18 protein-coding genes are annotated in these 22,475 nt (G+C 40.8%); 9 read left to right on the top strand and 9 right to left on the bottom strand.

The genetic code is table 11. The features are described 5' to 3' along the window. The first annotated feature begins 3 nt into the window (after positions 1-3). The 5 genes from MHI55_RS17410 (at position 4) to MHI55_RS17390 (ending at position 6,991) form a co-directional block, all read left to right on the top strand. Positions 4-1,836: a hypothetical protein gene (locus tag MHI55_RS17410; RefSeq protein WP_340386462.1), complete on the top strand. Its 1,833-nt coding sequence runs from the start codon at positions 4-6 to the stop codon at positions 1,834-1,836. Further along, entirely contained in the window at positions 1,823-2,101 is a 279-nt protein-coding gene (locus tag MHI55_RS17405; RefSeq protein ID WP_100527492.1) for a hypothetical protein, read from the top strand. Before MHI55_RS17410 ends, MHI55_RS17405 begins: the two co-directional genes overlap by 14 nt. Before the next feature lie 236 nt (positions 2,102-2,337). After that, positions 2,338-2,880 carry a sigma-70 family RNA polymerase sigma factor gene (locus tag MHI55_RS17400; RefSeq protein WP_339186979.1) on the top strand — a complete coding sequence of 181 codons (543 nt, stop codon included), beginning with the start codon at positions 2,338-2,340 and terminating at the stop codon, positions 2,878-2,880. Positions 2,881-2,893: 13 nt separating this feature from the next. After that, positions 2,894-4,309: a hypothetical protein gene (locus tag MHI55_RS17395; RefSeq protein ID WP_340386460.1), complete on the top strand. Its 1,416-nt coding sequence runs from the start codon at positions 2,894-2,896 to the stop codon at positions 4,307-4,309. A gap of 174 nt (positions 4,310-4,483) precedes the next feature. Beyond that, positions 4,484-6,991: a WG repeat-containing protein gene (locus tag MHI55_RS17390; RefSeq protein ID WP_340386458.1), complete on the top strand. Its 2,508-nt coding sequence runs from the start codon at positions 4,484-4,486 to the stop codon at positions 6,989-6,991. Between the two features lie 154 nt (positions 6,992-7,145). Here MHI55_RS17390 and MHI55_RS17385 read toward each other — a convergent pair whose 3' ends face one another. Together MHI55_RS17385 and MHI55_RS17380 are read right to left on the bottom strand one after the other, a co-directional pair. Then, the gene (locus tag MHI55_RS17385) at positions 7,146-7,619 is read right to left on the bottom strand and encodes a YbaK/EbsC family protein (RefSeq protein WP_340386456.1); all 474 of its coding nucleotides are present in this window, start codon (positions 7,617-7,619) and stop codon (positions 7,146-7,148) included. A gap of 54 nt (positions 7,620-7,673) precedes the next feature. Further along, positions 7,674-8,231, bottom strand: a complete 558-nt coding sequence (locus tag MHI55_RS17380) for an XRE family transcriptional regulator (protein WP_036673696.1) — start codon at positions 8,229-8,231, stop codon at positions 7,674-7,676. Between the two features lie 431 nt (positions 8,232-8,662). Between MHI55_RS17380 and MHI55_RS17375 the strand changes: the two genes are divergently transcribed. From MHI55_RS17375 to MHI55_RS17360, 4 genes are all read left to right on the top strand, one after another. Further along, entirely contained in the window at positions 8,663-10,462 is a 1,800-nt protein-coding gene (locus MHI55_RS17375; protein WP_315371723.1) for an ABC transporter ATP-binding protein, read from the top strand. After that, on the top strand, positions 10,459-12,210 hold the full coding sequence (locus tag MHI55_RS17370) for an ABC transporter ATP-binding protein (RefSeq protein WP_340386454.1): 1,752 nt from the start codon (positions 10,459-10,461) through the stop codon (positions 12,208-12,210). The genes MHI55_RS17375 and MHI55_RS17370 overlap by 4 nt, the downstream gene beginning before the upstream one ends. A 71-nt stretch (positions 12,211-12,281) precedes the next feature. Then, positions 12,282-13,244 (top strand): ABC transporter substrate-binding protein, encoded by a 963-nt coding sequence (locus tag MHI55_RS17365; RefSeq protein WP_340386452.1) that lies wholly within the window; start codon positions 12,282-12,284, stop codon positions 13,242-13,244. Positions 13,245-14,163: 919 nt separating this feature from the next. Further along, positions 14,164-14,562 carry an RDD family protein gene (locus tag MHI55_RS17360; RefSeq protein ID WP_081746009.1) on the top strand — a complete coding sequence of 133 codons (399 nt, stop codon included), beginning with the start codon at positions 14,164-14,166 and terminating at the stop codon, positions 14,560-14,562. A 403-nt stretch (positions 14,563-14,965) separates the two neighbouring features. Here MHI55_RS17360 and MHI55_RS17355 read toward each other — a convergent pair whose 3' ends face one another. From MHI55_RS17355 to MHI55_RS17325, 7 genes are all read right to left on the bottom strand, one after another. After that, the gene (locus MHI55_RS17355) at positions 14,966-15,151 is read right to left on the bottom strand and encodes a hypothetical protein (protein WP_036673690.1); all 186 of its coding nucleotides are present in this window, start codon (positions 15,149-15,151) and stop codon (positions 14,966-14,968) included. Between the two features lie 176 nt (positions 15,152-15,327). Then, the gene (locus MHI55_RS17350) at positions 15,328-15,732 is read right to left on the bottom strand and encodes a hypothetical protein (RefSeq protein ID WP_036673688.1); all 405 of its coding nucleotides are present in this window, start codon (positions 15,730-15,732) and stop codon (positions 15,328-15,330) included. 529 nt (positions 15,733-16,261) lie between these two features. Next, entirely contained in the window at positions 16,262-17,764 is a 1,503-nt protein-coding gene (locus tag MHI55_RS17345; protein ID WP_036673686.1) for a PIN-like domain-containing protein, read from the bottom strand. Positions 17,765-17,883: 119 nt separating this feature from the next. After that, a complete protein-coding gene (locus MHI55_RS17340) occupies positions 17,884-18,423 on the bottom strand; it encodes a DUF4145 domain-containing protein (RefSeq protein WP_036673684.1) in 540 nt (179 codons plus the stop codon). 702 nt (positions 18,424-19,125) lie between these two features. After that, the gene (locus MHI55_RS17335; RefSeq protein ID WP_036673682.1) at positions 19,126-19,773 is read right to left on the bottom strand and encodes a restriction endonuclease; all 648 of its coding nucleotides are present in this window, start codon (positions 19,771-19,773) and stop codon (positions 19,126-19,128) included. An 853-nt stretch (positions 19,774-20,626) separates the two neighbouring features. Further along, positions 20,627-21,655 carry a hypothetical protein gene (locus tag MHI55_RS17330; RefSeq protein ID WP_036673680.1) on the bottom strand — a complete coding sequence of 343 codons (1,029 nt, stop codon included), beginning with the start codon at positions 21,653-21,655 and terminating at the stop codon, positions 20,627-20,629. Positions 21,656-21,947: 292 nt separating this feature from the next. Further along, entirely contained in the window at positions 21,948-22,352 is a 405-nt protein-coding gene (locus tag MHI55_RS17325) for a hypothetical protein (RefSeq protein WP_036673678.1), read from the bottom strand. Positions 22,353-22,475: the final 123 nt, after the last annotated feature.

The following is a 22,475-nucleotide window of genomic DNA, read 5'->3' as shown; positions in this document are numbered from 1 at the left end:
GACGTGAATGGATTCAAGGAAAAATTCCGGATTTTTTCGAAGCAGTGTACGGAGGATTATTTGATTCGGTATGCCAACAAGGGGTTGTACAAAAGGTCTTTGAAAGAGTTGGACAATGGTGTAAGTGTAACGTACACATGGAATGCATCATCTGTGAGTTGTCAGCTCAGTGACGGGACACAATGTACGCTTGAAAATACGCTGGATCATTGGGAATGCTCCTGCCCGGCCGATCATATCTGCAAGCATGTGCTTATTGCAATTCTGTATGATCAACGGGAATATACGGCAGAGGATTCAATGAATGCAGACGAGAAGCATGCGCTGGATAAGGACTCAGGGATATCGTATAATGATCCGTTGGACGTACCAAAAAACGTATCAGTAACAGAATCAGCATCAAACTTACTATCAAATGTGGACGATCCAAGCGAAATTCCGCATACGGTGTCACGTGAGATCGAGTCTCGCTTCCGCTGGATAACGGAGTCTGACCTTCCCGTGTTAATTAAATCGTATAGTTCTTCCATGATTGAGGAAGTTGTTTTCCGACTGAGATACCCAGAGGAAATTAAGATCTTTGAAGATTCACTTCTTACGGTTCATCTGACCACCCAGAATATCGAGGTGTCTTTTACGGAGGAACCGAACCTTGCGAAAGCACTATGTAAGGTGCAACAGACAGCCGGGAAAATGGCCAAGCTTGAAGCTTTGTTACGGTACCGGAACTTTAAAGGTCTGGATGATACGGATGCATTAAGTGGACGGGTGTACGAGGCCAAGTTCTCTCTTCAGACAGTGCAGGAATGTCGGGTTATGCTGGCAGGATTGTTGAAGACGGGACTGGCCCGCCTTCCTCAGTCCTATATGGCACAACTGGAGACTTTGGCAATTGCAGCTCATAGTGGCAACCTGCCTGACATAGAACGCAGTTTACGAGGGATTCAAGGAGAACTACAGTTGTTTTTCAACAGACATATACGTTTCTCCATGCAATCCATGTTGGATCGGGTAAGCAAGCTATATCTTGCACTCCAGGTTCTTGAAGAAGAAAAGGTGTCTGTCATTCAGCAGAGTCAGCTCATTGGCAGTTTTCGAAGTAAATACTTTACGGTTCCTTCACTTCACCTGTATGGACTGGGAGCTGACGCGTGGGAGACACGATCCGGTTTCCGTGGAATCACTTATCATTTCTATTGTTTCGATGATGAGGAAATCTACACCTATAGCGATGTACGTGCTGTATATTATGATGATCAGCAGTTCTCATATACAGAGCATTATGGTGCATTCACACCATGGCTGCCTAATCTGACTTTTCGCCAGTTTGTGGGTGAAGAAGTTCAATTCCATTCAGTAAAAGTGAATGAAGAACGCCGGATCTCTTCCGGGGAAGGTGCCAAGCTTGCGATTTTGCCACGAACGGGTGTGGAAACGTTGAATATGGGCAAAACCATGCAAGACGTAACGTCAGTACTTCAAGAGGAATCGCGATCGTTCGACTTGTTTGCTGCTCCCAAAGAACGATTGGCAGTGATCAAAGTTGCTCGAATCGTGGACCATAACTTTGTCAAACAAACGCAGGATCTTGTCCTGACGGTTGAGAATACCGAAGGGGAAAGACTGGCACTCACTCTCCCGTATTCATCTGACTGGCAGGCGATGATCCAAAGACTGGAGTCAGGATATGGTTCCCAATCGCTTGAACACTTCTATGCCTTTGTGCGTGTGGAACCAAAACGGATTAGCCCAATCAGTTTCCTGAAGGGCAAAACGGTGCTCAGTCTGAAAATGGATATCGGTAATGGGAGGATGGGCAGACTTGGAAGAATATAATCAGTTCATGCAGAAAATTAACGGCTGGTCAGAAGAGTTGCTGCTGCGCGGGTTATCTCAGTTTACGATCCGAGATATTGAGGTACTTGAGCAGCTCGCAGCGGAATCCTTGCGGTTGCAGATGAGTTTCCTGCATGAGTTGTTGAATCACCTCATCAAGGAAGGGCGTAGCGTGGCTCTTGGACAAGGTAATGAAGAGTTGCTGTTATTTCAGTATTGTCGTCTCACCCAATATGTACAATTGAGTGTGCAAGAAGAGGCGTAATATTGGTTAGTATTCTAAGCGAAGACCCATGAGAGCGATATGATGTAATAAACAAGATGTATTACAAGATGTATTATAGGATAAAAAAAGATTTGTAGAAGACCACAAGGTCACTGCAAATCTTTTTTTATCGTGGAGTAAGTAAAAGTCATTTGCCAAACGAATATAGGTAGGAAGCACGGATCAACACGACCACTCGTGATCATATGAGCATGGAAGGGAGGGGACATCTAATCGTGGAAGAAGAACAGATACGGAAGGCAGTAGCGAATCGTGATCCTGAAGCCATGGAATGGGTGATGAACCACTACGCAGGTTTGTTATGGAAGATTGCTCATTCCATCCTACATCATGCATCGACAGAAGAGATTGAAGACTGCGTAGCAGATACATTTTTTGCTTTTTGGCAGAATCCGGATGCATTCCAGTCTGGGCGAAGTAGCCTGAAAAATTACCTTGCAACAATCACAAAACATAAAGCGATTGATCGCTACCGGAAACTTAATCGAAGAACTGAGCTTACATATGAAGAGGAGATTCATTCGGTGCAAACGGATGATTTGTTGGTTCAGATGATCAGTAAAGAGACATATACGGAACTTAATCAAATGATTGAATCTTTTCCAGAACCGGAACGGGAGATTATGAAACGTCGGTTTTACGAAGGACAGAGACCCCATGAGATATCGGAAGCATTGTCCCTACACGTTAGGCAAGTCCATAACAAGCTTTATCGCTCCAGGCAACGATTGAGGACATGGTGGATGAATAGGAAATAAAGGAGGCGATCAAATGCGAAAATCCGAAAAAGAATTCACTGAGCAGAACCTCTTTAATATTAAAAAGTTGTTCTATGATAAATTGGCGATGAATGAACCACCAACCGTTACGAGATCAGATTCATCATTTTATCCACCTATATTATATCCATCCGCTCCATCCGCACAGACAAAGAAGTCCATGAATAAAAGAAAAAGGTATCGCAAAGCCATCTATATTCCTGTAACCGCTGCGTTATCGTTATGTCTTGTTACAGGGGCAGCTGCATCGGTGGGCATCATTGATCTGTCTACTGTTCTTCATTTTCTAGGTGCAGATCGGATTGGCATTCTTCAGCCTGTTCATCAGGTGAGTGAAGATCAAGGGATTCGAATGGAGGTTATAGGTGCTGTCAGGGACGGAGATACAACGGAAATCTATGTTTCATTATCGGATCTGACGGGTCATCGCATTGACGATACACTGGATGTATATGATTACAGGGTAACCGGAGGTAATGCAAACAACGCTCAGATTATTTATTATGATGAAGCTAATAAAACGGCTATTGTTCGATTCCTCATTCAAGGAAAAGTCAGCAAAAATCGAATTACCGTTCAGATTAATACGCTGATGTCAGGTACATCTCTTCAAGATGGTTACAACGTACAAGTGGACTGGGAGAAGTTGTTACAAGAAAAGCAAAACAATAGTTATGAAATCCTGGAGCGAGATCGTATAAGTGGCTTGGGAGGTACAACCGATATTCAATTGGAAACTGATCCTATTCGGGTACTGCATCAGGATGTAACGAATATCCCCATTTCCGGTATTGATTGGATGCATATTTCCAATCTAGGTTTTGTGGAGGGCAAGTTACACATTCAGATTAATCCGAATAATGAGATAGGCGAGTATAATCATGGATATTTCTACTTCACGGATGAGCAAGGTCAAAAGCTCGATATTCCCCAATATTCCATTAGCTATGGACATTATATGAAAGATGGGGTCGGGTATGGAGGAGATTATGAGGAGTTTGTGTATGATCTGTCTACTGTTGACAATTTAGATAAGCTGAGAATTCAAGGCAGCTTTACGAGCATAAGTGAAGTTGTGCAGGGAAATTGGAAAACGACCTTTAACTTGAGTCAAAATGCTTTGAGTAAAACAGGAAACATTCAGCTTGATACAAATGGAGGCTTACAGGCAAATGTTACTCTTTCCCCGGTTGGTGTCACACTTACAGGTGAGGCACTGAGTATGATTCGGATGGAGGATCTGAGTATTGAAGTGCACCTGAAGGATGGTACAAAGTTGACTGGCGAATCCGGTTTCCTCCAGCTGGATCAGGATCTCATTAAGTGGATTTCGCCTAAGACCATTCCGGTGAATGATGTGAGCTACCTGCTAATCAATGGAGAGAAAGTAACTTTGCAAGATAGATAATATAAAAAGTGAATCAAAGAATCGGGGAATAAGTGCAATCAGAAGGCTGTTCTGTTATCGGAGTGGTAAGTGTGAATATTCTTTAGTTCAACTTACATAAAATGAATTACATGTCATATCCTGATTTATGACGCATACCATTAGGCGAATGCGGTCATAAGGGAGGAAACTGAGATGTCCATGAGCGAACCGCTGTTAACGCAGATTGTGAATCAACATATTCCGGCTGGTGCAACGGTCGTCACTATTGATAAACCTGTTCAACATCCAGCGATCTATGCGGCCGATCTTACCGGTGACGGTATGCCGGAGATTGCTGCAGTCTATCAGTTGAATGGTGAGCTGTATTTGCTCATTCTGAAATTTGTTCAAGGACATTGGATCAAGATGGCACTAATTAAGGGATTGGGGTATGGGGTGACTTTAATGACTGCTGCCCCTGTAACTTCAACGGCAAGGAACAATCTTATTATCGGTTGGCGGATTGGTTCTATTTGGTCTAAGCTTGCCGTATATGAGTGGACGGAATCAGGGCTCAAAGATCTGGCGCCTGACGATCTATATTATAGCTATGCAGAGATTATAGATATGCCTGGTCCGAATGGTCGAGATGGGAAAGTGGAGATTGCACTCTGGATACATGACACAGGTGAAGCCTATCGTGTGGAGATTATCCGATGGCAGAATGGGAAATGGGTTCCTGCACCGGACGTATATGCAACCTATTATCCAAAAGTGGTGCAATATTACGAGCAACTAACCCAGCAATATCCTGATTATATCTTTTACTGGTATTACCTTGCGGATGCTCAGTACCACGCGGGCCAGTATCCGGCAGCTCTCGCTTCAGTTCAGAAGGCACTCAGTTTCCCGGAAGCTTATCCTTCCAGAGAGGTACTACAGGAGCTGGAAAAGAAAATTAAGCAGGCGATGGTCCCTGTAAGCCATGCCCGGGTAGCGACATGGTTATATCCAATCTCCGTTCGAACCACGAGTGGGACGCGTTGGGGGTATATGGATGCACAAGGCCACATTCGGCTTGAACCGGTACTGGATGACGCGCAAGAGTTTCAGCCGAATGGATTGGCTGTGGTTGTGAAGGACGGTCGTGCCGGCGTTATTAATCTTCAAGGGCAGTATGTCGTTCAACCTGTATACGATTCCATCAATTCCTTTTCCGAAGAACGGGCGATAACAATTGATTCTCAAGGATTTAAGATGATTAATGAACAAGGTACAGTCCTGACCAAACGGGCGTACCCGTATATCTCAAATATGAACGACGGTCGAGCGTTATTTTACGATTCTAATCCTGGTCAGGCAGATGGATCGGTGAGTCGGTATGGTTATTTGGATGCGTCGGGCAATGAGGTGATACCTGCACAGTTCGCTTCTGCGAATGATTTTCAAGATGGTAAAGCGGTTGTGCAGATTAAGGACAATGAATATGCACTCATTAATCGCAATGGACATCGGCTCGCAACGTATCCATATGCCTATGTGGGACCACTAGGGGATGGACTGCTCGCTTTTCAAAAAGAGGGCTCGGGCAAATATGGGTACATCGACGAACGGGGTAATATTCGCATTCAGCCCAAGTTTTCATCGGCATTTCCTTTTAACGACGGGCAAGCGATTGTTAATACAGCAGAGGATTACAAATCGATCTACGGTGTTATTAATACGCAAGGATCGTTTATCATTCAACCCGCGTATAATGACATCCGCGAACTAGGCGAGCATCGTTATGCGCTGGGGCAAGCGATTAACCCGGAGCAGCCTTATATCGGCTCTGTGTATACGATTGCAGATACCAACGGTAGAAGACTTACGGAGTTCCTATATCGCGAAGTAGGCAATTACAAAAACGGTCTTGCTTCCGCATCGGATGGCAGACAAACCTATCTGCTGGATCTGAGTGGAAGACCTGCCGCTGGGTATCCACATGTAGAAGGTTCGGGTACGCTGGAGGTCGTGGCACCAGATCTGATTAAGGCCTATGTAGACCAGCGCTTATCGTATGTGAACCGGGCCGGACAGATCATCTGGCGGCAAAATACAATCGTTCCACTTCATCCGCCGTACCGTGTACGCGAAGAGAAGTACAAACCAAACAGGGACTATCTCGTATATTATCCGCAGGTGGAGGGATTAACGAACCAAGCGGAGCAGCTTGCGCTAAATGCCAAATTGAAGCAACTCTCCCAAGTTAAACCGATCCCTGCCGATCAGCAGCTGGATTATACGTATACAGGTGATTTTGATATTACGTTTTATCAGCAGCAATTGCTGCAACTGCAACTCACAGGTTATAACTACCCGGCGGGTGCAGCGCATGGTATGCCTACGATGATCTATGCGATCATTAATCTGACGAATGGTCAGTTGTATGCGTTGAAGGATTTATTTAAACCAAATAGTGACTATGTAAAAGTGTTGAGCCAGATTGTGGGGGATCAGATCAAAAATGATCCTCAATACTCGTATGTGTTTCCGGACACCTATACGGGGATTAGTGCGGATCAGCCGTTTTTTGTCACAGCGGATGCTCTACATCTCTACTTCAACCCGTATGATATCGCACCCTATGCGGCAGGGTTTCCAACGTTTACGATTCCTTTTGTCCAGATCAAGGATATCATTAATACAGAAGGTTCGTTCTGGAGAGCTTTTCATAATTGATTGAGGGGACAGCCAACATTTTAACGAAAATATACGCTAAGGACGTTGAGGCACAAAGACAGCGGATTTTTCCTGCTTTAAGCAAATGTCCGCTGATGCTTAGCTTATATAACAGTCAAAATGTTGGCGCTACCCCATATAGAGCTACTATAAATCAATCATTCCATCCTTTACACACATCAATCCACTCTGAATAACTAGAGTATTTTTCTAATTGTTCTATTGTAAGTTCAATAGCACTATTGCTACTCCCGCAAGCTGGATAGATTATGTCAAAACGTTTTAGAGATATGTCTAGATAAACAGAAACATCATTTTTAATAGCAAATGGACAAACACCTCCAATGGCATGACCAACCATATCAATGGCTTCATCAGGAGAAAGCATTTTTGCTTTTGTTTTGAAATACTCTTTGAATTTTTTGTTATCCACTTTTGCATCCCCGGCAGCAACTACTAAAACAGCTTGTCCATTCACCATAAAAGAAAGTGTTTTTGCGATTCTCTCTGGCTCACAATCTAATGCAGTTGCAGCCAAATCCACGGTTGCACTAGATACTTCAAATTCGATAATTTCAGAATCCATACCATATTGTTTAAAAAAATCTTTTACTTTTTCAATTGCCATAATCATCACACCTCATTTTAAAATATTTTCTAGAAGATCATAGATGAAACTTGCCTATGTTCTTGGATAAAAAATCATGTTGTAAATGACACATGGTTCTTGATAGGGATTATTATAGGAATGAAAAACATTAGCACGAAAGCGGAGTGCTTGATTTTCTTTTAGAACAATTTTTTTTGTGTTGACTACCAGCTCTAACATACCTTGTACCACAAAAACATATTCTTCCACACCATCAAGGTGCCTTTCAGATGGATGGTGACACCCAGGATCAAATTCGATATAAAATATTTCAACGTTACGGGTAGGGTCAAAAGGAAAAACAGGAAATGCTCTCATTTTTCCATCATTTTCAATGATAGCGTCTTTGGACCGTGTATCAACCACATTGCACTCATCTTCTAGCTCTTCCAATAATAAAGATAAAGGAACTTTTAAGCCCACTGCGATTTTCCAAAGAGTTGTAATCGTTGGTGAAGACTGTCCTCTTTCAATTTGTCCAAGCATAGGCTTACTTACATCAGTAAGTTTAGAAACATCTTCAAGTGTAAGATTTCTCGTTGCTCGTATTTCTTTTAACCGTTCTCCAATAGTTAATACTGGCGATTGCATTGCATCACTCCTTTTGTATGTTATAACATGTTAAAGTTTAATATAACATACTAACAGTTGATTTCAATAGGCGGCAGTTTAATGATGTAAGTAACTCTTTCACATATTTATCCATACTAAATGGAAAATATTACGGGATTTACAGATCAAAGAAGTCATATTTATCTATACAATCAAAAACGAAAACTTTCTCCAACAACAATTTTCTTTGCTTGGCGAGAATGTAAATACTTCACCAGTCATTCTCAAGTTACGCGACGAGGTCATATGTCCAATAGTGCTTATAAGATGCTGTTAGACAACAATAATCCGTGATGAGGTATTATTGCTCCGTGAAGAGGTAGTGATCATTCAGGGCTCTATGAGATATTAATGTGCGTATATAACACTGCGTTATATTGAGAATGATTATTAACATCAGGAGGGGTGAGATGAACAACACATCTGAAGTGTCCGGGTTAATGCAAGTGACGAAGGAGCGTAAAGGTCTGCTGATTACAGCAAGTATCTTCTCGACCCTGTCGAGTCTGTTGCAGATTGTTCCTTTTGTCGGAGTGTATAAGATCGTCGAGGAACTGCTAACGCATGCGGGGCAACCCTCTGCCATGGACAAAGATCTGTTGATCTATTGGGGGATCGTCGCATTCGTAGCCCTCATTGCAGGGCTTGTTGCGCTCTATATCGGGGGGATGTGCTCACACATTGCTGCGTTCAACATTTTGTACCAGCTCAGAGTGAGACTTGCGGAACATGTTGCCAAAGTACCCATGGGGTATCACACCCGGACGGCAACCGGTGAGCTGAAGAAGATCATCGAAGTCAGTGTGGAGAAAATTGAGAAGTTTATCGCTCATCAGTTGCCGGATCTGGTAAGTGCGATCGTTATTCCACTGATGCTCTTGGGATATCTGTTCTGGCTCGATTATCGCATGGCGCTGACGCTTTTGGTTCCGATTGGAATCGGGTTCTGGCTCCAAAGTCGCCTTTTCCGCAGCGAAAAAGGCCGTCAGGCTTATCGTGATTTTCAACTTGCCATCGAAGAGATGAATGCGACGGGTGTTGAATACGTGAGAGGTATGCCGGCGGTGAAAGTATTTGGCATTACAGCTGATTCGTTTCTGACGTTTAAACAGGCGGTGACGCGGTATCGGGATATTTCGTTAAAAATAACAGATTTGTGTAAAACATCCTACGGGCTGTTTTTTGTAATCATGATCTCGTTATTTACCTTCATCGTTCCGGTGGGTATTCTGCTGTCAAGTGGAAATGCGGGCAATCAGTCGTTTGCGATCACGTTTATTCTGTTTCTGATCATTACCCCGAGTCTATCTGCTCCGTTATTGAAGTTAATGTATCTGGGTAGTGGGATGCGAGAGATTGTGGAAGGACAGAAACGGATAGAATCGGTGTTTGCCGAGCCGGTTGTACAAGAACCTGAGTTGCCCAAAGTTCCGGATACATATGAGGTTGCCTTTCGTCAGGTATCTTTTGCTTATGAACGTAAGGAGAGCGAAGCATATAAACCTGTACTTGATCAGGTTGATTTTGTAGCCAACGCAGGAGAGATGACCGCACTTGTCGGACCTTCTGGTGGAGGAAAGTCCACCATTGCGAATCTATTGCTTCGTTTCTGGGATGTACAGGAAGGTGAGATTACGATTGGTGGAATTCCGATTCAGGAGATGGGTACGGAGAAACTGATGGATACCGTGTCCTTTGTATTTCAGGATGTACATCTGTTCTACGATACAATTGAAGAAAATATTCGGATGGGCAATACATCAGCTTCACGACAGGACGTTATAGCTGCGGCTCAAACTGCTTGCTGTCATGAATTCATTGAGAAACTGGATGCCGGATATGACACCAAAATCGGAGAAGGCGGTACGTATCTATCTGGCGGTGAAGCACAGCGAATTGCAATTGCACGAGCACTGCTTAAAAATGCTCCCATTCTGGTCTTGGATGAAGCGACGGCCTACGCGGATGCAGAGAATGAGCACAAGATACAGCAAGGTCTGGCCCAATTGGTTCAAGGCAAAACGGTACTGATTATTGCTCATCGTCTAACAACGATTCGTGCAGCAGAGCAAATTCTTGTGATCCGGCAAGGGACAATTGCTGAGCGTGGGACACATGATCAATTGCGTGCATTAGGCGGAGTATATGAGCACATGTGGCAGGCCCATATCAGTGCGGCTTCCTGGAAGCTTGGAGGTGCAGGACGATGAAGAATTATTTATACAATATATCTGGGGGTAACCCGCGTAGTCTGCTACCTTCGGTAATTGCAGCGATTCTGGACGGGATTGCAAAGATTGTTCCTGCGGTGCTGCTTGTGGATATATTCAATACGATCTATAAGTCTTTCGCTGAACCAGACAAAGGACTGGATATCAACCGAATGTGGGTTGTATGCTGCATCCTGTTTGCCTGGCTTCTGGTGGAGTATGTGGCTTATGCTTCGCTCTATGACAAGACCTATCGGGCAGCATACAGCCTCGCGGCCTCAGGAAGGTTAAAGCTGGCCGAACATATTCGCCATCTGTCGCTGGGATTCTTCGGAAAACGTGATCCTGGGGATCTGACGAACCTGATCCTGAGTGATTATGGTCAGGTCGAGCATACGATCTCTCACAATCTGTCGCAGCTGATCAGCGCGATTGTGCTTCCGGTACTTGCTTTTGGCGGACTTCTGTTGGTGGATTGGAGAATGGCCGTAGCCATGTTTGTTGCGGTTCCCTTAGGTGTGGCTCTGTTATGGCTTACGGATTCGATTCAGGCACGACTGAGTGAGAACCATGTTCGAGCCAAAAACGAAGCCGCCAATCGGCTGCAGGAGTATCTGAGCGGTATTCGTGAGATTAAGGCCCACAATATGGGGGGCAAACGTTTTGAACGGCTGCGTCGTTCTTTTGACGAATTGAAATCAGCTTCCATTCGGTTAGAAGGTATTATGGGACCGATGATCATGGGCGCGATGTTGCTTGCACGATCAGGGATGACGTGGATGATTCTAGTGGGCAGTTATTTGCTTGCTGGTGGTGAGTTGTCCCTACCGGTATTTCTGTTATTTTTGCTGGTAGGTACAAAGGTATTCGAACCGTTAACGGTTGTACTGATGAGTTATGGGGAGATGCGGTACTCTGCATATAGTGCAAGACGTATTATGGATGTGCAGCAGGAGGCCCCGATGGCAGGAACGGGAGATGTACAGCCCAATCAGGCGATTTCATTCGACCGGGTGACCTTTGGATATGATGACCAGCAGCCTGTGTTGAAAGACTTGTCCTTTACGATTGAGCCGCATACCATTACTGCCTTGGTTGGCCCATCCGGTAGTGGTAAGAGTACAGTCACACGTCTCATTGCCCGCTTCTGGGATGTACAGCAAGGAACCATTCGCATTGGTGGCAGACCCGTTGATCAGATGAACCCCGAGAAGCTGTTGCAGGATATCTCTGTGGTCTTCCAGGACGTGTATCTGTTCCAGGATACGATCGGCAACAACATTCGTGTAGGAAAGAAAGACGCTTCGCAATTCGAGATTGAGGAAGCAGCACGCAGAGCTTGTTGTCATGAGTTTATCTCCAGTCTGCCTCAAGGGTACGATACGCTCGTTGGCGAGGGTGGATCGACGTTATCTGGTGGGGAGAAGCAACGGATTTCCATTGCACGTGCCTTGTTGAAAAATGCATCAATCGTATTGCTCGATGAAGCTACAGCTTCACTTGATCCGGAGAACGAAGCCGCCGTGCAGCAAGCGATTAATGAATTGGTCGCGGACAAGACGGTTATTTTGATTGCGCACCGATTAAAGACCATTCAGAATGCCGATCAGATCTTTGTATTGGACCAAGGTCAGCTCGTAGAGCAAGGAACGCATGCGCATTTGTTAGATCACTCAGGCATCTACGCTCGGTTGTGGCAATTACAACAGGATGCAGAAGGCTGGCATGTAAAATTGAACGGATCATGAGTTCGATGAGATTAATGAAGTAAATAAGCCTGATGTAGCTCTTGAACTGACATAAAAGGAGAATGACGACGATGTTTAAACGAATTCCTGTATGGATTGCACTATGCTGTATGCTCACCTTGGCGGCCTGTGGAACGACCCAGACCACCAATGAAGTGGCGAGCTCCTCAGAGGGAACCACACAAGCAACGACCAAAATGATTACCAACCCGAATGGAGAAGAAATTACGATCCCTTTGAATCCAGAACGTATTGTTGATCTATCCGGTTCTACAGAAGAGCTATTGATCATTGGGAAAACACCTGTTGCAACGATGAGTGCGGATTACGGTAACCCGGAGGAAATCACTCCAACCATTAAGGATCAACTGAGTGCAGATACCGTTAATCTGGGCTGGTATGGTTCACCGTTCAGCATTGAAGCTATAGCGGGTGCTAATCCGGACCTGATTATTCTGGGAAAGGATTTTAACACGGATCAATATGAAACTTTATCTAAAATTGCACCTACAATTGCATTGCCTTACTCTTACTATGATTGGAGAGAACGCCTGACATTCTTGGCAGATACGTTTGGAGAAGAAAGCAAGAAAGATGAATATCTGGCCAAGTATGATGCGAAATCTGCAGAGTGGAAACAAAAGCTGGAGGCGGCTGTACATGGTGAATCCTTTGCCGTAATTGAGACATATCCAAACAACCTGGTCATCTATTCCAATAAAGGGGCAGCTGAGATGTTATACGGTGAATGGGGCCAGAAGCGCACAGAGGGTATCCCTGATCCAGAGGGCTGGGGCGGTAAACAGATCGCACTGGAGGCTCTGGCTACCGTTAATCCGGATCGTCTGTTATTGATGGAGAATAGTGAGAACAAGATGGTCGATAGTAAGGTGTGGAATAACATGAACGCAGTGAAGAATGAAAAGATCTATAAAATCTCTAATGTCGATAATTATAATTATTCGTACACAGCGATGGGGAGAATGGAGCTTATGGACCGTTTGGGTACGATGATTCTGGAAGGTAAGAAGTAGTCGTTGGATTGGAGCGATTAACGATGGATTAACATTAATATTTAACAGAATCTAATGGCGGCTCTATATGTAATTGTGTAATTTGTTCGAAATCATGTAACTTGAGCGGTTCTGGCTGCGTTTAGACATTGGGCTGATCTGATGTTGGTGAACGCGGTTCAACGGTACATGGTATTAGGACTTATATTTATAGGTATAAGCTTGACTGCATATCTCGTTCTTGAAAGGGTTGAAGGGTACCATATTACAACGACAGAGTATTACGGCTTACGCAATGCAGGGGGAGTAATATATATTCTTTCGCTTATCCTGGGATTCGGTCACTATTTAGTCGCTTTTTATGTTGTTATTATTAGCCCGATCTCATGGCTGCTGCGGAAATATGTATGCTTTCCTATGGTGAGAACTTTCATCTATATGATTGGGTTTGGATGGGGCGGGCTGTGGGTTTTTGATCTCATGTACAATCCATATTTCGTGAATGGATACCATCTGAACCGAATGACATCGATATGGATATTTGCCATCGCCGGTTTAGTCTATGCTTTTTTAGAGAATAAGATTTGGCGAAGAGGGCAGATACAGAACGAACAGAAGGCTACTTAACAAATGTTGAGTAGCCTTCTTGGTTTACATAATTATTATGGTGTTTTCATTGGGGGCTCAGAAGCCAAATACAATATTTAGAAAGGATTATGTAAGAGTAAATAGTGAACATGTACAGCAGTATGTTAATTCGATATTTGTTATAAAATTCACAAAGGATGCAATTAAAATGAAATAGGAGTTTTATCGTAAAAAGGTAAAATTTTCTGTTATACTATTTGGGTTGTGTACATAAAGTTAGATATTTTAATGAAGGGAGTTCATGAAGTAAATTAGCCGTTTAGTTTAAAATTGTAGTTTGGAGGAAAGCACTTTGTATAAAGCAGGTTTTTGGATTAGATTAGGAGCAGGTGTATTGGATAGTCTTATTATTTCAATTCCGTTAGTGATTATTGCAGGTGTGCTGACGGGCAACTTTGATACGGATGAGCCGATTGCCAAACTGCTTAGTGCGTTATACTCAATTTTATTACCAGTTTACTGGTATGGTCGAACCATAGGCAAACGTATATGTGGAATTCGAATCCGCCAATACGATACACACGAACCGCCAAAAATTGGTACGATGCTGATGCGAGTTGTTGTAGCTGGACTTGTGTACGTATTAACTTTGGGTATCGGAGTTATTGTGAGTGCTTTTATGGTCGGTTTGCGTGAGGATCGACGTGCGATTCATGACTTTGTAGCAGGAACAGAAGTAGTTTGGGATTAACTCGAAAAATATAAAGAATTGCTGTACAGGGGTAAAAATCACTGTACAGCTTTTAAATCATTAGTACTGTTTCACAAAACTCGTATTTTGTACATATGTATACAGTTTGCATTTCCTCAAGCAGTTTCTTTTGAATATCAATCCTCTTCTACATAAAGACAAACAATAGCTTTCTTTTCATTTAGCAAATCACCTAGCCTTTTTACAAAACTCGACAGCCAGTTCCAGTCAAGTTGATGTTGTTGAAAGAATCTAATTCGCTGATTTGCGATTTTTCTTATAAATAATCCATCTCCATTAAAGGATTTGATTAACCTTTCAACTCCATTAATTACGAGGTAATTATAATTAGTGTGCTCCATTAACGAAGTAAACAAAACATTAACTGACACAGATGTCATGTTCAGACTTCGATCTTGGGATTTGTAGATTTCTTTGGTTTTCCATAATAATCGACAATGAGTATTTCTCCCTCATGGCTCAATAGATTACCCGCTATTACTTGAGTTAAATCTGGACCTATATTGTTTAATAAAATAGTAACCTTATTCTCAAAAAAAACAGTTCCTGTAGTCGCTGGTGCTTCCATACGGTTCACTCCCATATTAGTAAAGTTCCGTTCGGATACTACTATTATTTAACAATTAGTTCCTTCACCTAGGAAACTAGGTGTTTTCTATGAGTGTTGCTCGTTTTCACTTTGAACGCCTGAATAGTGAACTGGAGCCTAAAATTCAAATACATCTGCTATATTGACATAAAGGTTTACAGATATTTGAATGCACTGACTATTCCATAAAAATCCAATATGAGAATACTGCTATTAGCTAGAACCATTACTAATCTGAATTTATAAATCGAATCAAAGTCAGCATCAGGGTCATCAACTACCTTCTCAATTAAATCCATCATGCGTTTTGGAAATAACAATGCAATAGTTGTAAATAACATCGCAAATCCGCTTAGCAAAATGTAAATAAGAGCACTCGCAGCCGTTTTAATTAACGAATCAGCTTCTCGAGTGACGGTTGAATTTTTTGATGCTTCGTTGAAATTTTGTGTTATCTGATTAAATTCAATAGACGACCAAATTGAGATGCTTATATTAACAATCGAAATAAGAATCAAATATATTATTGCCAAATTAACTGACCAATGATTAGTCTTCATGTGCCTTATCCCTATGCCTATTATCAACAAAGAGATACGTGTTACGTAGCTAAACCATATAATAACGAAACTTTCCTATGAACTTCTTTTATCTTGCGATCAGTAAGCTAATGAAAAAATAGAAACGAAGACACTGGAATACATAAGAATCTCACTATCAGTCATCCCTAGTTATAAATATAAGACTGATAAATGAGGGGTGGCCTGAAGCAGCTGATTATCAAAAGGAGATTAATTCCATTTATAAATGCTAAAACATCCTCCTAATAATAGGTTGATAAGTATTGTTCAGAAAATACTGATTTATAAACGGCAACTTTATATAGATCTCTCCCTTTCAAGCAAAGAATGATACACGTAATTAAGATTACTACTGAAGTGAAAATTGAAATGTGAATACATCAGTTAACATGTGATGCCCGCTGTATTAGTTTTTAATGAATCTCTTGCTTCAATTGTACTGAATGAATTACTAATGGAGTTTTAGCATCTAATATCGGAAAAGAACTCTCTGGGTTATGAATAGAAACTATTCTTCTTCTTCCCGTAACCTCTCTTCGTAGTCATCTTGAGCTTCTTTTTGTCGAATACGTTCTTCAAGATCTGCTTCAATTTCTTCCACGCTAATGTGTTCCTCATTGGCAAAAGCTGATTCTTTTTGTTCCTTATTTCGTTCAAATTCTGCCTCAAGTTCATCAGTACGTTCCTGGTCTTCGTAGGGTTCTGTATCTTCTTGAAATGCATCATCATAATCCTCATCATGACCTAGCGGATCAGTTGAACTGATCACTTCAACTTCATCCAGTTCAATGTAAGGTGAATCAATATCAATTAATTTAATTTGATCGTTATGTGTACCAGAAAAAATTTCAATATAAACCCTTGCATCTACCTGACATTTTATTACACTAGGAAGCTCAATGTTAGGTTCTCTACTACCAACATAATAATTATGATCAACATATACAGTAAAATTCACCTTACAATTAATAATCACTATTTCATCATCAATATCATTCATATAATTATTAATCTCTATATCTTCAACCACATCCACTGCAATAAAGTCTGAATTATATTCGATACTTTCTATATTTGTAAGCTTTTCTTCAATTTCTCCGTGCATATTTTCGTTAATATAAATTTCTATTTGCTCAGCTAATTCATATTCTTGATTATCAACTTTCTCCTGTAGTTCCTCGAAGTTTCTGCTTACAAATTCAAGACTCATTTTAATAAAATCATTGAAGTATATGACAAACACTTCGGCATTGTTCGCTTCCATCTCTTTACGTAGTTCTTCTCGTACTTCTACAATCTTGTTATCTGTTAGTTTGAACCAATCTTCTTTTTTATCTCTTGTTATAAACAAAATAGGTTTTTTTTCTTCATTGGACTTTTTTAATAATTCCTTCCAAATGATTAAATCCCCGAATTTATTTGTGGCTTTGTTTCGATCACTGTATCCTGGCGGGATACTATTTTCATATCGTATGGTACCTTCTTGTTCAATATCTGAGACCTCTTCGTCAGTAAACCCAGTGCTAGTTCTAGAACAAAGTGACTTTTGGAATACTTGTACCAATTTTGATTGAAGGAAATCTTTGTTCTCTTCGGTTGATAAAGCTACATTTAATTTGAACTTGCTGATTGCATCATACAAAACTTTATTTATATCGATTTCAGCAATTAAATCTGACAGCAACTCATGACCTTGTTCATCTAGTTTTTTGTGTAGCGATTGAAATTTTTCATCTATGGCCGAGATAGTTTTATCGAACTCCCTATCAAAATTATTTAGACTTCTAATTGAACCAGTTATTTCACCGGTATAATTGAGTTGGGGATCCATCTCAACATTAGCAACATGGGAAGGAATCCAAATACGATCTTCAATAAAAAGTAGAGTGTCCATTGCATATTTAGAAAGCGGTGAATTACATTCTTGTAAAAAAAGCAATGCAGATGTGTCAACGGATATGAGAGCACTTTTCCAAAGTCTCCTGAAATCTTGTTCACTTAGATAACTCATCTATTCTCCTCCATTACATATTCAGCTTGTATGTTTCGCATTTACCAGTAAAACTTAAAATCAGTTATAAGCGTGACCATGTGACCCAGATCTCTCCTCTTTATTTAACTCAGCTTTAATTACTCACTAAGACTACGATTATGTAAAATAAGAAATAAGGAATTTATTTCTGTACATAGATTTTTCAGTACATCATAGGAAGGCAACCCAAGCTGCGCTTGAAAAGATGGATGAGCCTGCATATTCCTAAATTTTCTTATGTTATGGAATTTATACTTTTGTTCAGTATCTATAATTCTTCTCTTAGACAATCTGTCAATCATAGCTGAAAGTGTCACACGGTTACCTTCAGAGTAATTTGATCCATAGACCTTCTCGTGAACATGAGCAACGGTAGCCTCAAAAGCCTTAAATGCTTGATCCAGCGATAGTGTCAGGAAACTCCAATATAAATAACCGTAGGCAAAGAGAGCTTTAGATACTTCTAACATCTCTTTTATGTCTGGAACAATATGTTCATTAAGATCAAGCTTATCGATCAACTCTATCAAGTGACTCTCCGTAATTTTTTGTTCTTCACCTGTCTGTAGATTGGGCTTAACAAAATAACTAAAAAGTTCATCAGCTTTATAAAAGTTCTCATTTGTTATTCGTTTCATATACATACCCCACTTTTCCAATAGTTTACTTGCTATACATCATATATAATAAATATTATCGGCTACTTAACTGATGAAACATAACCCTTGTTAAAGTTTCAAGTACTCACCTATACTTATGGATCAGAGAAGAGAATGATTGACTAAAAGTTGCAATTACTAGGAGTGAATATACTTTGTCAGCACAAACAAACGTCTCCTTTTCGATTTCTCATAGCCACAAAGCTGCAGAGTGGGATACAAAGAAAAATAAAAGGATTTCACCGAACGATGTAACTGCAGAATCTCATCGTTGAGCATCGTGGGTATGTGAGTTTGGCCATGAAGAGTTTAACCCGGTAAGGATCAGGGTTCGTGATGCCGGCTGTACTGACAATTTACTTCTGGTGAAATGATTAAGTACATCTCCCCATTCTGATGGCAACCAAACCTCATCACAGCTGATACTTTCTAAGATTGCTATTATTCCCTTATCATGGTCACTGTCTTTGTGTGTGCACACAGTAGCATTTACTTTATCCTTACCTACTATGTTTTGAAGTGTTTAGCCACTCTGATTCATCTCCACCATCTACCATTACCGATTTCTTTTAATTATGTACTCTTATTTCTAAATAGAACGAGTCACCTTTATTCAACTTAAACGCTATAAACTTTCCCAATATCCCTTCCTCCTCTTCCCATGGATAATAATATATATTCTCATTTACTCATCACTTTTTTTACATACTTCTCGGCCTTGTAATCCTTACGAACTTCATGCAGCGTAGTTGAATTTGTCTCTGACCAGGAATCAAGTAACCTTCTGGGTTCCGCTTCGATTATTTTACGTGCTTCAAGGGTGTCACCAGCCCTGAAGGCCTCAATAATGTTGGATAAGTCAGTTCGATCAATCAATTTCACATAATTGATACCTGCCAGCATTTCACATGAATCTGTGAATCTGGTTGTTGCAATGACAACCGCTTTTTTGGCCTTATAGTATCTCATACAAGAGAAGACTTCTTGAACGGCACTAATGCCTACCGGATTTTCTACAGCGTATCTTTTGGCTTGGATGACATTTCTGACTCCATCCGGATCAGTAAAAACTACGTCAGCTCCAAAGTCACGACTACCCACAGTCTTATATACACCGGAGTAGCCTAGCTCGATTAATAATCTGTATAGGTACATTTCAAAACCTGAGCCGTCACCCATCCTATCAATATCACCTAAAGTGATATCTCTTAGATCGTAATCCTCCTTATCAAATACAACGATAGTCTTTTGTTTTCTCGACAAGATGAGAATTAATATAGACAACACAAAAACTGCAGCAATAATCAGCAGAAAAATAATATAGTCCATTAGGTCTACCCTCCTTCTAATTTCTAGTACAACAATACCATATATTTCAAGGTTATAGATAGAATTTGTGATCGTAGTATTATGAAAATCAAGATTTTGAACTCTGTTAACAAGCCGTAGGCCAAGGTTTGAAGCGGATGACCCGGTACTTTTGTGAGCTTTTAGGGGTCTCCAGATCCGGCTACTATCGTTATCTTCAAGCAGCAGATGGTACGCTTAAAGCAGGCTCAGCGCGATGAAGATGTCTTTAAATGGGTGAAGAGAGCCTTTCATCGCCCAGGTTTTAAGAAAGGTTCACGTTCCAGCAAAATGACGCTCATCATGAGTTTGGTATCGTGTATAATCTCAAACGAATTCGCAGATTGATAAAGAAATTCGGTTTGGTCTGTCTTCATCTGAAACCCAAACCATTCAAACGGATGGTTAAGGCGGCTCAGGAGCACCTAACATTACCTAACCTTTTATAGAGAGACTGCATGAAAAGAATCCCTGGTCTCGCTCTTCTGACGGATATCACCTATCTACCTTAGTGACAGTCCAAGATGGCCTATTTGTAAACCATCCTCGATATTACTATCTAATCCGAAATGACACCAAGTTCCTGTCCTTTTCGGCAATGGAATAATGTCCTTGTCCCTCTACAAAAAAAGCCGCTATAATAGCGACTTCAATGAGACTATGTTCTTGTTCCTCGACACCCTTTAATCCTCTCTCAGCACAATCTTGCTGGCGACATCCTTGATCCTATGGCTGGCAGATTTTTGTTTCGCGTGTTTCATACATTCCACTTTTTAAAGCTATAACATTTGAGATCTTCACATAAGAAGATCTCGTTTTTGTGATTTGCTACAAATTACGGTAATTGCATTGCTCGATTCATAAAAATCTCATCTACTTGACTCAATGTCATTCCAAAATGTGTACTAGCTCTTTCAAGTATAATGGGATCGTGTATTTCAGGAACGTAATTGTTTCCGTAATCCGTTAAGATATCGAACTCCTTCATCATATAATTGTAAACTGTGTCAGCATCACTGTTTTTAGTATCACCGAATTGTTCACTTTTAGTTGCATAATATGCGAAGGAGGTTGGGGTAATTCGGTTTTTTCTGTAGAGTGCTACGTAATCATTAAAGCTAAAAGGAGATTCATCTTTGTAAAAATCATTTAAATATTTGTAGTAATTAATCAAATCCTCATTTCGACCCTTATAGTTCTTAGGGATGCTATATAAGGACTCTAATGCTTTTTTATCATCTCCAGCTTGGCCATAGATATGATATTTTGAAAAGTGATACATCATCTGGAGATCCTGATCTGTTGTTTGGATCTTATCAATAAACTCCGTTATGAGAGCGTATTGTCCTGTGGCTAAATAGCCATTTAACTCATCCCAAACCTTCTCGCTCTCGGTCGCTGCGGTCTGAGAATCACTCGTGCTAAAAGAATACGTATATCCGATCATTTTTCCAAGAGTCTCTTGGGACAAAACAAATTCACCCTCAAGATTCTCACCTTGTTTACCAATTATGTTTTGAACTGAAATAGGTTGTATGATACCTGCTTGAGACGTGATTTGAAGGCTATACTTTCCAGGAACTAACCCTGCTCCATTATTAGAAATCAACTCACTTTCTAACTTACCATTATTGACTTCAACTTCTTTCTGAGCTGAGAATCCATCTTCACCTGTTATAGATAAAACAAGTTTCATTCTATTTGGTAAATTAGTGGTGCCGGTGAAAAGGAGTCGGCTATCCTTATCGAAATCTTCTTTTACGGAAAGTTCAACATGGAGACTACTACTTGCTTTCTCTGAGCACGCACAGAATAAGAGAATTATACTAAGAAAGAGTAGTATAGATTTTGCATTGATTCTCATAAGCTATGTTTATACCTCCAATTTTTATTACTCCTTATATCGGAGAGACAGTTTTGAATGTTGATACCTTTAGAGATTGCAGTTATTTCGCAAGTTATAGACTTTTTCTAATTAGAAAGGATTATGGGTTTGGCTTATTAAGCCATCTAAGTCCAGCTTGTCCTAAACCTAAAAATTCTACTACCCAGTTGTATATATTAAACGGTTCTAATCCTATAAAATATAAACTACGCGTACAACTCCTTACAGTTGCACGCTCTTTTTTATGTCTTTGTAAGCCACAAATATCCAACTAATTACTAAAAAAGCATGTCAAACGTAAACCAAACGTATCTTTTAAATAAGTATCTGTTGCTAGGATAATTTGTTTCATAGAGTTTGTGATCGCTAATATTGATACTCCTGGTTGGACAATAGAAATTTCAAATTCTGTTTCATAACCAGCTCTCACCATCTTTTTTAACATATTTAAAGTTTGTAAGTTCCCTTTTTCAAATCGTGTTTCACCATAGCTTTTCTGTCTCGAATTTTCCCTTTCAATCATTCTTTGTATTATTTCTAATACATTATCATTCCAAACAATTGATTTTTCAGCTTGGCCGCAAACTTCATATAGATCTGAGACACGAGAACCGGGATGCTCTCCGTGTGAATACTTACAATGATAAAGATGAAATATAATTTTTCTATGCTGCATATCAATTTTAATAGAAACAATATCAGCAATTTCCCCTGATCCATCATCGTCAAAAATTATGTCTGAACTTTGATCGGTTTTAAGTGCATATGATCAATGTTTAGGTATTCATCTAATCGGCAA

The sequence above is a fragment of the Paenibacillus sp. FSL E2-0151 genome (genome assembly GCF_037993015.1).
Lineage (GTDB): Bacteria > Bacillota > Bacilli > Paenibacillales > Paenibacillaceae > Paenibacillus > Paenibacillus amylolyticus.
The sequence above is the reverse complement of the archived record's forward strand: the minus strand, read 5'-3'. Positions and strand labels throughout refer to the sequence as shown.

Coding starts and splice junctions, on each gene's coding strand:
- MHI55_RS17395 (WP_340386460.1), top strand. CDS start 2,894: ATGCGAAAATCCGAAAAAGAATTCACTGAGCAGAACCTCTTTAATATT.
- MHI55_RS17390 (WP_340386458.1), top strand. CDS start 4,484: ATGTCCATGAGCGAACCGCTGTTAACGCAGATTGTGAATCAACATATT.
- MHI55_RS17385 (WP_340386456.1), bottom strand. CDS start 7,619: ATGGCAATTGAAAAAGTAAAAGATTTTTTTAAACAATATGGTATGGAT.
- MHI55_RS17380 (WP_036673696.1), bottom strand. CDS start 8,231: ATGCAATCGCCAGTATTAACTATTGGAGAACGGTTAAAAGAAATACGA.
- MHI55_RS17375 (WP_315371723.1), top strand. CDS start 8,663: ATGAACAACACATCTGAAGTGTCCGGGTTAATGCAAGTGACGAAGGAG.
- MHI55_RS17370 (WP_340386454.1), top strand. CDS start 10,459: ATGAAGAATTATTTATACAATATATCTGGGGGTAACCCGCGTAGTCTG.
- MHI55_RS17365 (WP_340386452.1), top strand. CDS start 12,282: ATGTTTAAACGAATTCCTGTATGGATTGCACTATGCTGTATGCTCACC.
- MHI55_RS17355 (WP_036673690.1), bottom strand. CDS start 15,151: ATGGAAGCACCAGCGACTACAGGAACTGTTTTTTTTGAGAATAAGGTT.
- MHI55_RS17350 (WP_036673688.1), bottom strand. CDS start 15,732: ATGAAGACTAATCATTGGTCAGTTAATTTGGCAATAATATATTTGATT.
- MHI55_RS17345 (WP_036673686.1), bottom strand. CDS start 17,764: ATGAGTTATCTAAGTGAACAAGATTTCAGGAGACTTTGGAAAAGTGCT.
- MHI55_RS17340 (WP_036673684.1), bottom strand. CDS start 18,423: ATGAAACGAATAACAAATGAGAACTTTTATAAAGCTGATGAACTTTTT.
- MHI55_RS17335 (WP_036673682.1), bottom strand. CDS start 19,773: ATGGACTATATTATTTTTCTGCTGATTATTGCTGCAGTTTTTGTGTTG.
- MHI55_RS17330 (WP_036673680.1), bottom strand. CDS start 21,655: ATGAGAATCAATGCAAAATCTATACTACTCTTTCTTAGTATAATTCTC.
- MHI55_RS17325 (WP_036673678.1), bottom strand. CDS start 22,352: ATGCAGCATAGAAAAATTATATTTCATCTTTATCATTGTAAGTATTCA.